Origin of the sequence: Bradyrhizobium genosp. SA-3 (genome assembly GCF_004212635.1) — a bacterium.
GTDB lineage: Bacteria > Pseudomonadota > Alphaproteobacteria > Rhizobiales > Xanthobacteraceae > Bradyrhizobium.
Genome location: NZ_PSRT01000074.1, coordinates 12,625 through 24,667, shown reverse-complemented (window position 1 = coordinate 24,667; position 12,043 = coordinate 12,625). Strand labels below are relative to the sequence as shown.

Annotated in this window: 8 protein-coding genes; 3 read left to right on the top strand and 5 right to left on the bottom strand. The window is 65.3% G+C overall.

Annotation, left to right across the window (positions count from 1 at the left end):
- Window positions 1-101: 101 nt before the first annotated feature.
- The gene (locus tag CWO91_RS24650; RefSeq protein ID WP_130217081.1) at window positions 102-917 is read left to right on the top strand and encodes a class I SAM-dependent methyltransferase; all 816 of its coding nucleotides are present in this window, start codon (window positions 102-104) and stop codon (window positions 915-917) included.
- A gap of 45 nt (window positions 918-962) precedes the next feature.
- Here the strand turns inward: CWO91_RS24650 and CWO91_RS24645 are convergent, their stop codons facing one another.
- Together CWO91_RS24645 and CWO91_RS24640 are read right to left on the bottom strand one after the other, a co-directional pair.
- Window positions 963-2,519, bottom strand: coding sequence for a L,D-transpeptidase (locus CWO91_RS24645; protein ID WP_130217079.1), 1,557 nt, complete (start codon window positions 2,517-2,519; stop codon window positions 963-965).
- Between the two features lie 266 nt (window positions 2,520-2,785).
- Window positions 2,786-4,222 (bottom strand): oligosaccharide flippase family protein, encoded by a 1,437-nt coding sequence (locus CWO91_RS24640; protein ID WP_130217077.1) that lies wholly within the window; start codon window positions 4,220-4,222, stop codon window positions 2,786-2,788.
- Window positions 4,223-4,484: 262 nt separating this feature from the next.
- Between CWO91_RS24640 and CWO91_RS24635 the strand changes: the two genes are divergently transcribed.
- Together CWO91_RS24635 and CWO91_RS24630 are read left to right on the top strand one after the other, a co-directional pair.
- Complete coding sequence (locus CWO91_RS24635) at window positions 4,485-5,573, top strand: glycosyltransferase (RefSeq protein ID WP_130217075.1); 1,089 nt, start codon at window positions 4,485-4,487, stop codon at window positions 5,571-5,573.
- Complete coding sequence (locus CWO91_RS24630) at window positions 5,570-6,637, top strand: endo-1,4-beta-xylanase (RefSeq protein ID WP_130217073.1); 1,068 nt, start codon at window positions 5,570-5,572, stop codon at window positions 6,635-6,637. The genes CWO91_RS24635 and CWO91_RS24630 overlap by 4 nt, the downstream gene beginning before the upstream one ends.
- Before the next feature lie 83 nt (window positions 6,638-6,720).
- On the opposite strand, the gene CWO91_RS24625 is transcribed toward CWO91_RS24630, so the two are convergent.
- The 3 genes from CWO91_RS24625 to CWO91_RS24615 all read right to left on the bottom strand — a co-directional run bounded on the left by CWO91_RS24625 (window position 6,721) and on the right by CWO91_RS24615 (window position 12,026).
- Window positions 6,721-7,671 (bottom strand): DUF6492 family protein, encoded by a 951-nt coding sequence (locus tag CWO91_RS24625; protein WP_130217071.1) that lies wholly within the window; start codon window positions 7,669-7,671, stop codon window positions 6,721-6,723.
- 94 nt (window positions 7,672-7,765) lie between these two features.
- Window positions 7,766-8,560, bottom strand: a complete 795-nt coding sequence (locus tag CWO91_RS24620) for a protein-L-isoaspartate O-methyltransferase family protein (RefSeq protein WP_130217069.1) — start codon at window positions 8,558-8,560, stop codon at window positions 7,766-7,768.
- 1 nt (window position 8,561) lies between these two features.
- Window positions 8,562-12,026 (bottom strand): ATP-binding protein, encoded by a 3,465-nt coding sequence (locus tag CWO91_RS24615; protein ID WP_130217067.1) that lies wholly within the window; start codon window positions 12,024-12,026, stop codon window positions 8,562-8,564.
- Window positions 12,027-12,043: the final 17 nt, after the last annotated feature.

The window sequence follows — 12,043 nt, the reverse complement described above, 5'->3', positions numbered from 1 at the left end:
AGGCGATGCTGGAGCCGGCCTGGTTCACATCTTTGCTGGCGCGGTGACGTGGCGATCTGTGCTAGCTTGGATCCCGTGTCCAGACCTTCAGCGAGGCAAGCATGTCCGACACTGACAAGGTTTTCGCCGGCTCGGTCCCAAAACTCTACGACGAATATCTCGTCCCGATGATCTTCGCCGAGTATGCCGACGACATCGCAAGACGTGTCGCCGCGCTCTCTCCTTCCGTATTGCTCGAAATCGCGGCGGGCACCGGCGCGGTGACGCGCGCCGTGGCGGCGGCGCTGCCGCGCGACGTCCGCTACGTTGCGACCGACCTCAACGAGCCGATGCTCGCGGTCGCGGCGCAGCATCAGGCCGACGATGCTCGCATTACCTGGCGCCAGGCGGATGCGTCGGCTCTTCCGTTCGACGACGCCGAATTCGACGTGGTCTGCTGCCAGTTCGGCGCCATGTTCTTTCCGGATCGCGTCAAGGGCTATTCAGAAGCAAGGCGCGTTTTGAAACCGAGCGGCACGTTCCTCTTCAATGTCTGGGACCGCATCGAGGAGAACGTGTTCGCCCACGATGCTACGATGGCCCTCGGCAAGTTGTTTCCCGATGATCCGCCTCGTTTCATGGCCCGGACACCGCACGGCTATTTCGACCAGACGATCATCCAAGCGGATCTCGAACGCGCAGGTTTTGGCAACGTCTCGATCGAAACGCGAGCCGCCATCAGCCGCGCGCCGACGGCAGAATACGTGGCGATCGCGTACTGCCAGGGAACGCCCCTACGTGGCGAGATCGAGGCCCGGGATGCGAGCAAGCTTCAGGCTGCGACCGACGTCGTTGCCGAGGCGATCCGAATTCGCCACGGGTCAGGACCGGTCGAAGCCAAGATCCAAGCGTTGGTGATCACGGCGCGCGGCATCTGAAGACGGCGTCCGTCATGTACGGCCCCGGCGCGGTGGCGCGCCCGCTTACCACCAATTCCGCTGCATCGGCTGCGTCGATTGATAGTACTGGTACTGGCCACGCTGCCGGCGCGGATTGACCGGTTGCACATACGGATCGCGCTGCTGGAAGAAGAAGAAGCCGTTGCCGCCATTGTCCCAGCCGTCATCGCTCGCGATGATGGCCGGCGCGGTCGGCTTGCGCGTGATGAAGCCGCCCTGCGGCTGGTTGCTCAGCACCGCGACGAATTCGGTGCGGTAGTTGGTCTCACTGCTCAGCGGTTCGTCCGAGATGATGATCGAGGAGCGCGGCAACGCTGTCGGCGCGATGCGGTCGAGCACCTCCTGCGGGATGGTGATCCGGTCGAGCGCGTTCCTCGCCTCGTCGCCGTTTTCGATCGTGACCACGCTCCAACGCAGGCCCGTATCGGTCTTCGCCATCGCCGTGAAGATGTGCGTGCCGAGCGGCAGGTCGGGATTGCGGATCGTGACGGGGACCTCGATGCTGGTGTCGAACACCTCGCCGCCGCCGTCGGGCGCCGGCTTATGGGTGTTTCGCCGCACGTAGAGCTTCTGCGTCGCGCGGCTGACGTAGACCGAGACCGGCTCGAGCGCGAGCTTTGCATCGGTCGCAGCCTTCACCGCATCGGCCTTCCTGGTCGCCGCCGCCTTGGCGGCCTCCTTGGTGGCGGCGGCGGCGTCGCGCTTCGGCTGCGCGGCGGCCTTGGCGGCATCGAGCTGCGTCGCGGCATCCGCAGCCTTGGTGGCGACCTTCTGCTTCAGCTCCTCGGCCTTGGCGCGGGCCTGATCGGTCTTTGCGTTCGCGAGCGACTTGTCGGCGAAGACGAGCTCGGCGTCAGCGCGGGCCTTCTGCTGTTCCAGCTTGCGCAGCGACGCCGGGAGCGAAGCAGCTTCTTTTGCGGCTGCCGATGCGGCCTTCTTGGCCTCGTCGGCGGCCCGCGTGGCCTCTTCGGCCTCGACGGAGAACTTGTCGGCACGGCTCGGTGCCGCCGCCATGGCCTCCCGCTTCGGCATGAACAGCGAGGGGTGAGAGAACTCGGTCGGGACCGCATCGTCCGGCGAGATGATCACGCGCATCCCGATATACGTCTTGTCGAACAAATTCTCGGCAAAGCCGAACGGCATCCGCACGCAGCCATGCGAGGCGGCATAGCCGGGCAGCGGCCCGCCATGCAGCGCGATGCCGTTCCAGGTGATGCGCTGCATGTTCGGCATCCAGGCATCGTCATACATGGTCGAGCGGTGATCCTTGTCCTTCTCGATGACGGCGAAGACGCCGGCCGGCGTCTCGCGTCCCGTGGTGCCGGTCGACACCGGCGCGCGCAGGATCCAGCCGTCGGAGTCGTAGAAGGTGACCTGCTGGCTCTTGATCGACACGATCGCCATGATCGGCTCGCCGGCCACGCGCGGCGCCACCGCCTCGGCCGCCTGGCGGGCCTGCTTGGCCGCGGTCGCCGGGGCCACCGCTGCAAACATGGCCACTGCCGCAAGCGCAATGATCCCGGCAGCCCCCCGACGCCGCATCGCCCTGGTGGATTGCGCCGTCGTCGATCGGTTTTTCATGCCATCCTCGGTCGAACTGCCAGTCTGCCGGTGTCGCTCAAATGTCAAATTGCGATCTTTGACTTAAGAATTCGCAGCCGCCTTACGTTCCCTCTGTGGCGAGATTCGGCACGTTCCGGCGACAATCTCTCATATATGACGGTTCGCACAGGCGGAAGGCGGCTTCCGGCCGAAGCTGGCCTGAAGCTGGCCTCGATCGCTGCGGCAGAATGTCCGGATCGGCCGCCCGCGGCCGGCGTCTGGCGGCGACTACGCCCACCGCGCAATTAGACGCCCAGCGCCTTCCGGTTGAACGTTCGCAGGAGGCGCAGTGACAATGTTCGCACGTTCGCGACGTTCATCAGCCACGCCGCGGTGGCGTAAGCGAGGCCACCGGCGAGGCTCACGACGATGAGCGACCCGAGACCGGTGCCTTCCGCTTGCGATCGCGCCATCAGGATCGCGGCCGCCATCGCCGCAGCGGAAGCGGCAACAGCGGCGAGGCGGTTGAGGTCGAACGGGACCGGGTGAGCGCGATGCATCAGGACGATGGCAACGAGGAAGCCGATCGCCTCGGTCGCGAAGGTTGCCAGCGCCGCACCGTAGAGGCCATAGCCGGCGACCAGCGCGAACATCAGGACGACGCTGACGACCAGCGTGAGGAAGGACTGTGCCGCCAGCATGAAGGGCCGTTCGGCGAGCTGGAAGCTGATCTGGACATAGAACTGATTGGCAATGCCGAAGAAGCGCGCGAGCACCAGGGTCGGCAGCAGCGCCGACACGCCGGCGCTGAAGTCGACACCGACCAGCGTGCCGGCGACCTGGTCTGCGGCGAGCGCAAGCCAGACCGCGACCGGCGCGACGACGACGAGCAGCAGCTCGAAGCTCTCGGAAAGTCGCTCCCGCGTCACCGCATCGTTCTTCTCGGACAACGACCGGAACACCAGCGGCACCGTGGCCGCCGCGACGCTGGAAGCGATCATGACCATGAACTGGCGCGGCAGATCGGCGGCGACGCCAAAAATGCCGGCGGCGTCCGTGCCTAGCAAATAAGCGACGATGAGACGGTCGCAGGCTGAGTAGACCGCAACGGAAAGCCCGGCCAGCGTCAATGGAAGGCCGTAGCGTGCGAGCTGCATGAACTGGCTGCGCTGGAAGCGCGCGATCTTGCTGCGGTCACCGACCAGATTCAGGATGATGCCGGTGAGCGAGCCCAGGCCGAATGCCGCGAGCAGCCCCAATCCACCCCAGCCGAGCCAGATGCCGGCGAGGCCGAAGCCGACGCTCGACACGCTGCGCACGATCGAGATCGCCGCGAAGCGGTAGGGGCGCAGCTTGGCACGCTCGAACTCCTGGCCGACATCGACCGCATTGGCCATGATCGCGACGAACATGCTGGCGAGCAGCAGCTCGACGCTGACGTCGCGGCGGAACAGGAAGACTAGCGGAGTGGTGGCGCAGAGAACCGCGGCCGTGAGCGCAAAGGCAACCATGGCCGTGCCGCGAAAATCGACCTCCGCCGACATCGCCTGATAGCGCGACACCGACAGCTTGATCCAGGCGAAGAAGATCGCGCCCAAGATTCCGGCAAGGCTGATGCCGACGACATAGACGCCGTACTCCGCCGGCGTCAGCAGCCGCGTGTAGGCCGTCACCGCGAAGAACCCCACCGCCGCCGGCAGGATGTAGGCGACGAGATAAATGGAGAAATGGCGATTCAGCATGCGGACTCGGGACCGGTTGCGGCCGTGAGGATTAACGAAGCGTTAAAACACTTGGACTTTGCTGGAGCAATCGACTGCGCCGCTGGGCATCGGCAAGATAGCCGCATAAGCCTGCAAATCGGACCGCGAATGAAGCGTTCGCGCGGTTATCGCGCGTTAGCGTTAAATTTGCCCTGTCCTTGAAGGGGCCGGCGGGATCACAGAAAAGAAGCAATGATAGCGAAACGTCGCCCGACTCCTCCGATGCGCTGATGTGACTGACATGGACGTTGCCGAACGAACACGGGCGAAGCCGACCTCTCGGCCGCATCGCGGCGCTGACGCGCCGCTGGTTCCGGCAACCCCAGGCATGACTGGAGGCGACAGGATGGTCCTCAACCTCTTCTTCGAGGAACGGGACGATCGCTGGTTTCCCGGTGACCGCCACCTCCGGCCGCTGCTGCGGCGCTTGCTGCTCGGCAAGTCCTACGTCAGCGGCCAGCGGCGCGTGCTCCTCAATCTGTGCGCGGGCCTCGATCGGCTTGGCATCCGCTATCGCGTCAACGACTATCGCTACATCCAGAAGCATCCCGAAGAACTGGCCTGCATCATCGGCCGGCCGTTCGTGCTCGACTGGTTCAAGTGGGAGAACCCGCTGCTGCTCGGCGTCGCCATGTACGACCACCCGATCGATGCGCCGGAGAGTCTGAAGGACCTCGACGTAAAGCGCGTGCTGGTGCCATGCGCCTGGTACGCCGACATGTTCCGTCCGCACTGGCCCCATGTCGGCGCCTGGCCCGTCGGCATCGAGACCGATTTGTGGACTCCAGCGCCAACCGAGCAGAAGAGCGTCGACGTGCTGCTCTACGACAAGGTCCGCTGGGATTACGGGCGGTACGAGGCGGAGCTGATCGAGCCGATCCGCAGGCATCTCGAAGCAAGCGGCCGCACTGTCGAAGTGATCCGTTACGGCCATTACAAGGAAGACGATTACAAGGCGGCGCTGGCGCGTTGCCGCAGCATGGTCTTCCTCTGCGAGCACGAGAGCCAGGGCATCGCCTGCCAGCAGGCGCTGTCGAGCGGCGTCCCTGTCTTTGCCTGGGATCGCGGCGGGCCGTGGCAGGATCCGAAATATTACCCGAACAAAGTGAGGTTCGAGGGCGGCGTATCCTCGGTGCCCTATTTCGACGCGCGCTGTGGCATGACCTTCACCGATGCGGACGGCTTCACCTCCGGCTGGAACGGCTTCTGGTCGCAGGTCAGCACCGGCGACTTCGCGCCGCGCGACTATGTGCTGGACAATCTGACGCTCGAGAAAGGCGCGCTCCACTATTACGAGATCGCCGAAGCTGCGATGCAGAACCACGCGTGACCAGGCTCGACAGACGCGAATTCCTGCTCGGTAGCGCCGCGACACTCGCGACGGGCACATCTGCGTCTGCCGTGCCGGTCTCGAAACGTGCCCAGCGCCGCCCGGGCTATGGTGCCGCGGCGACACTCTGGGACCTGCAAGCCGATCCGCGGCTCGGGGACGCCATCAGCACCTATTGCACGCAGGTGGTGCCGGTGCTCGAGCTGAAATGGCCGATGCTGCGGCCGGATGCGCACACCTTCGCCTTCGAGCGCGCCGACGCGATCCTTGATTTCGCGCAGGCGAACGATCTGACGATGCGCGGCCACGCGCTCGCCTGGTATCACGACATCCCGGACTGGACCAAGCAGATCAAGGACGGCAAGGGCGTCGAGCGCGCCTTCGTCGATCACATCGGCACCGTCGTTTCCTATTACAAGGACAAGCTGACGTCGTGGGACGTCGTCAATGAGCCGATCCCGGACAATCCCCGCAGTCCGAAAGACCGGCGCAACACTTTCTGGACACAGCATCTCGGCGAGCGCTGGATTCCGCTGGCCTTCCGTACCGCCGCCGCGGCCGACCCCTTCGTCAAGCTCGCGATCAACGAATACGACATCGAGTCGGCCAAGGATTCCTTCATCGCCAAGCGCGCGGCGTACCGCAACCTGATCATGGACCTGCTCGACCAGGGCGTTCCGCTTCACGCCGTCGGACTGCAATCGCATCTGCATGCCGAGCTCGAGATCGACACACACGGGCTCGCCGAATTCGTCACCGAGCTGCGCTCCTGGGGGCTCGAGGTGCTCGTCACCGAGCTCGACGTCGACGATCAGAAGCTGATGGGGAGCCCGGCGGAGCGCGACGCCATCGTCGCCAAGCGCGTCGATGATCTGCTGACGGCGATTTCAACCAGCGGACCGGTGCGCTCGATCCTGACTTGGGGCATCTCGGATCGCTACAGCTGGATCAATGGCACCTTCGCCCGTAAGGACAAGCAGCCGAACCGTCCCCTGCCGCTCGACGGCGAGTTCAAGCCGAAGCCGTTCATGGACGTGATCAGCAAGTTCACGAAGGATGCTTGAGCGCGCTATTGGTTGAGCATGATCTTTCCGGAAAACCGCTGCACACTTTGCGCGAACGCGGCCCTTCGGGTCCGGATCATGCTCTAGCGCGCCTTCGGTACCTCGAATGTGGCCACCTCTCCCATGTGGTCGGGCGACAGGCTCGGACTGCGCCGGTCGCGCGAGCTGAGGCGGAACACGTCGCGGATGTCGTCGATCGAGGTCGACGAATAGGACTGGATGCAGAGCGCGACCTGTTCGGGCGAGGCGGCGCGCATCATCGCTTCGATGGCCGGACGGTCGAGACGCGTGTCGTCCCAGTGCGAGACCGCGATGCTGTCTTCCGTGACCTGGTGAGTGGCCAAATGCGCGGGCGAGCTCGCGACGAAATGGCCATAGAGCAGGTACTCGGAAAACTTCTTCTTGCGGCACAGCGCCAGGACCCAGTTCAGCCCCGTCGCCGCCTTGATGGCACCGGTCATCGCGCGTGCGGTGTCCCGGTCCCACACCAGCGCGTTGCCGACATAGTCGTCCGCGGGGAAGGACCGGTCCTTCACGCCGAGGAGCTGATCGACCGTGCGCAGCCAGAGGCCGTGCAGCGGCGCATCGGCAGCGATGGCGTTCGGCGTGACGAAGAGCGGCGTCTTCTCACCGCCGGCGTATTGGCCGACGTCGAATTCGCGGATGAACAGATTGTCCGAGTCCAGGATGCAGACGCGCTGCTCCGGCGCATTGAGGACGCCGGCGATCTTCAGGATCTGCTGGATGTGCCAGCCGTGCACCGGTGACGAGAGCAGCGAGAGCCAGACGCGCCGGCTGCTGATGAACTGGAGGGCCGGCGGCAGCGCGAAGAGCCATTTCGGCAGGTAACGCGAGGCCGGGACGATGACGCGCTTGTCGGAACCGAACCGCTCGAACAGCGGCACGTCCTCATCGTTAACGAGAACATAATGCCGCGTGTATCCCGAGAGCCAGGTGTCGATGCTCTCGCTGAGCAGCGAAAAGCGCTCGATATCCTTGGCGTAGCTGGCGGTCAGCAGGGCAACGGAATGCATGGGCGCGCTCGAATGGCAGTCAAGCCGCAGTCATAGCCGCGTCAAGACGCGTTGGATACTTCCATTCGCAATCAAGGTAAAATGAAACGAAGCGTTAGCCATCCGCCGGCAGTCCCTGTTCGAGCTTGCGAAAGCGCAGCGGCGCCAGTGCGGAGGCGCGCTGCCACCAGTCGGCGACGCGGTCGTCGAGCGCGGACACACCTCGGCCCTGGCCGGGAAAGATCCGGATCTGCTGCACCGCCTCGGCCTCAAAACCCCTGCCCGTGCGCGTGATCTTGAGGGCGGCACCTTCGCGGTCCCGCTGCGTCAGCGGCACCAGGAGGCGGCCGCGCGGACGGAGCTGCTCGAGCCAGAGTGGGTGCGGGTGCGAGAAGCCGGCGTGGACGATGATGACGTCGGCGGGCTCGCTGATCTTCTCACATCCATCGCCATGGACCACCTCGACATTGCGATAAGCGCGGAGGTAACCCGTAGCGCGCTTTGCAAGCCGCTCGTCGCATTCGATTGCAAGCACCCTGCCCTTTGGGCCGACGATCCTCGACAGCACCGCGGAAAAATAGCCGAGCCCACAGCCGATCTGGACCACCCGGTCCTTCTCCCCGACCTCGATCACGTCGATGAAATGCGCCCACAGGCTCGGCAGCCCAGTATCGAGCTTGCGGCGCGCGTCGATCGCGACCAGCACATTGTCGTAGATATGCACGGGGTCGGCGTCCGCCGTCAGCCGATAGCTGCGCGCCGCCGCGCTCTTGATGCGCCAGGGTCCCCTTGGCAGAAAATCCTCGCGCGGGACGGTAGCGAGCGCTTCGAGCAGTCGCTTTGAGACAATCCGCTCGCGCTTTGCTATTGTCTCCACGTAACGCGCACGCGCTGCGGCAAGATCGCTCATGTCATGGGTCGACCTGTTCGCGGACGAGCGCGTCCGCACCGAGCTCGTTGACCAGCTGCATCGCCTGCTTCAGGTCCGGCGTGTAGAAACCTTCGCTGAACTTGCCGACGATGGGCACGAGCAGGAGACTTGCGTGCTCGCGCCTGCCGGCCTGGTGCGACAACCGCGCGAGGCTGACGGCGGTACGAAGCTCCCAGGACAATGCGCCCTGCTTGCGCGCGGTCTCCAGCGACAGGGCGAACATATCCTCGGCCTCCCGCACTGATGCCGGGTCGCCGTCCGACAGCGTGATCTCGCCTTGCAGGCGATAGACTTCGGCGAGGTAGGAGTGATCGCCGGTTCGTCTTGCGGTCGCGAGCGCGCCATCCAGCGCGCGCAAGGCGGCATCGCGCATCCCGACCTTGGCATAGGCCTCCGCGAGCAGGCAGCGGAACCAGCAGCCGGCGAGCCAGGAATCCATCGCCTCGTACTCGTCGAGGCCGAAGCGCATCTGGCTGAGGCCTTCATCGGCTTCGCCGAGCTGAGCCAGCGCCCAGCCACGAAGGATCGCCGCCTGCTGCTTCCAGTGCAGGAAATTGTGCTCGGTGGCGATGATCATGGCGCGGTTGGCGTGGTCACGCGTGCCCTCGACGTCGCGCAGATGCTGGCAGAGATAGGCGCCGAACACGAGCGCGAAGGCCAGCGTGAAGGGATGGCGGATCTTCTCGGCGTTCGCGATCGCCTGCTCGCTGTGCTGGCGCGCCGCGTCCGGACGGCCGAGGAACCAGAGCAGATAACCGAGGTAGGAGAGCGAGACGACGCCGGGATCGATGCCGTGGCGCTCCATCAGATCGGAGTGCAGATCGGGGCTGTAGAGGTTGATGCAGCGGTGCAGGTGATGCTGGGCAGCAGCAAAGCGGCCGCGATAGAGCATGGTCATCGCGATCGCGCGGTGCGCCTCGATCAGATAACCGGTCTGCTGCGACGGCTGCGCCCGCTGGTTCAGCCGCTCGCGCTTGGCGAATCTCAACAACTCGACGCTGAGATCGTGCGCGCGCGTGAGATCGGCCCGGATGAAATGGCACACCCACAGCCCGCGCGTGGCGGCGAAGGTCTTTTCGTCGTCGTCGAGCTGCTGGCCGAGCTCGAGCGCGCGGATGTAATTCTCCTCGACCTCCTGCACGGCATAGCCTTTGGCGGCGATCAGCGCGTTGCCAAGTGCGATCCGCAGCTCGAGCTCCATCTCGTCGGCGCCCTGCATGCGCGCATTGGCCTGCACGACGCTCAAGCCGCGCCGCAAATGACCGATCGCTTCCAGATTGGCGCCGCTCTTGGCCGCCCGCTTGCCGGCCTTGAGCCAGAAGCTGGCGGCGCCCTCGCTCTGCCCGGATTCGGTCAGGTGATGGGCGAGCAGCTCCGGCTCGCGCTCGGTCTTCTCCGGATACATCTCGGCGAGCACCTGGGCGATCCGGGAATGCAGCTTGCGGCGCTCGCTGTGCAGCAGGCTCGCATGCGCGGCGTTCTGGATCATCACGTGCTTGAAGGAGTAGAGCGCGTCCGGCGGATGGCCGCGGCGCATGATCAGGCCCGCCTCCTCCAGATGATTGAGCGCGGCTTCGATCTGCTCGGCGGGCGTGTTGGCGACCGCGTGCAGCGTCTCATAGGAAAACTCGCGGCCGATCGTGGCGCCGATCTGTGCGATCCGCTTGAACGGTCCCATCCGGTCCAGCCGCGCCATCAGCGAGTCCGTCAGGGTCGCCGGGATCGCGAGTTGCCGCCACGGGCCCGACAGCACGTAGCGCCCGTGCCGCTCGGTCAGGAGGTTGGATTCCAGAACCGTCTTGGTCAGCTCTTCCAGGAACAGCGGCACGCCGTCGGTCTTGACGATGATCTCCTCGACGACTTCCTTGGGCAGCTCTCGCCCGGCGACGCGTTCGACCAGCGTCGTGCGCAGCTGCCGGCTCAGACGGTTCAGCACCAGGGTCGTGACATGCGAATGCGCGTTCCAGCTCGGCTGGAATTCGGATCGCGCGGTGATGATGACCAGTATCGGCCGGTTCTGCACCCGGTCGACCAGGAGGTCGATCACCTCGCGCGAGGTCGGGTCGATCCAATGCAGGTCCTCGAACACGATCACCAGCGGCATCTCGCGCGCAAGGCCCAGGAAGTGATTGACCAGCGCCGCGACGGTCGCATCCTTCTGCTGCTGCGGCGAAAGGTCGAGCCGCGGATAGCGGTCGCCGGTCGGTATCGACAGCAGCGCGGCAAACAGCGGCGCGACCTGCTCGATGTCGCCATGCGCGGCGGCGATCGCGGTTTCCAGACTCGCCAGCGACTGCGCGGACGCATCCTCGCGGTCGAGACCGAGGGAGAATTTGAGCTGCTCGACGAACGGATGGAACGCCGTGGAGGTGTAGTAAGGCGAGCACTGGAGCGAGACTTGTCCATGGCGATCGCCGGATATCCGCTCGAAGATTTCCTGGATGATGCGCGACTTGCCGATTCCGGGCTCGCCGAACTTGACGACGACCTGGCCGTCGCCGTCCTTGACCTGCTGCCAGCGCCCCATCAGCAGCGCAATCTCCTCCTCGCGGTTGACGAGCGGCGTCAGCCGCGTGCCCATGGCGGCGGCGAAGCGGGTCTCCACCCGCGAGGCGCGCATCACGTGCCAGGCCTGTGCCTTCTCGGGGATGCCCTTCAAGTCATGGACGCCGAGATTGCGGTAGTCGAACTTCCCCTTCAGCAGCGCTTGGGTCGAGGCGGAGATCACGACGCCGTTGGGCGGCGCCAGACCTTGCAGGCGCGCGGCGAGATTGACGGTTTCTCCGACCGCAGAATCGCGCTCTTCGGTGCCCTGCCCGACGAGATCGCCGACCACGACGAGACCGGTCGCGATCCCGATGCGGACGGCGGGCGAGTGGCTGAGCGCACCGCGCGGCTCGATCGCGTGCGCGCTCGACAGCACCTGCACGATCTCGAGCCCGGCGCGCACCGCGCGCTCGGCGTCGTCCTCATGAGCGGTCGGATAGCCGAAATAGACCAGGATACCGTCGCCGACGAAGCGGGCGGCAAAGCCCTCGTAATGCTTGACCACGCGGACGCAGATTTCGCGGAAGCCCGCGATCATGTCGCGCACGTCTTCCGGATCGAACTGAACCGAGAGCGAGGTGGAATCCACCATGTCGCAGAACATGCTGGTGAGCTGACGCCGTTCCGCGCCGACCTCCGCGCGCGCTAGCGGAGGCGCCACTGCCGCCGACGGCTCCGCCGTTTCAGCCTGGAACAGCGCCGACATGGCTCGCTGAAGCCGCTTGCGATCGCCGAGCGGCAATCCGAGCTCGACCAGATCCGATTCGGTCAAGTCCGCCATGACGTCGAGATCGAGACGGTGCTGCGCGAAGAGATCGGTGTAGTGGCCGAGACCGATGCCCTCGAGCCAGCGCTTCAGCCCGCCCTCCGTTCCCGTGCCCGGCTCATTCTCCAGCATGGTGATTTCCGCCCGAC

Bases quoted from the DNA above. Each gene is read 5' to 3' on its own strand.
- CWO91_RS24650 (WP_130217081.1), top strand. From the start codon at position 102: ATGTCCGACACTGACAAGGTTTTCGCCGGCTCGGTCCCAAAACTCTAC.
- CWO91_RS24645 (WP_130217079.1), bottom strand. From the start codon at position 2,519: ATGAAAAACCGATCGACGACGGCGCAATCCACCAGGGCGATGCGGCGT.
- CWO91_RS24640 (WP_130217077.1), bottom strand. From the start codon at position 4,222: ATGCTGAATCGCCATTTCTCCATTTATCTCGTCGCCTACATCCTGCCG.
- CWO91_RS24635 (WP_130217075.1), top strand. From the start codon at position 4,485: ATGGACGTTGCCGAACGAACACGGGCGAAGCCGACCTCTCGGCCGCAT.
- CWO91_RS24625 (WP_130217071.1), bottom strand. From the start codon at position 7,671: ATGCATTCCGTTGCCCTGCTGACCGCCAGCTACGCCAAGGATATCGAG.
- CWO91_RS24620 (WP_130217069.1), bottom strand. From the start codon at position 8,560: ATGAGCGATCTTGCCGCAGCGCGTGCGCGTTACGTGGAGACAATAGCA.
- CWO91_RS24615 (WP_130217067.1), bottom strand. From the start codon at position 12,026: ATGCTGGAGAATGAGCCGGGCACGGGAACGGAGGGCGGGCTGAAGCGC.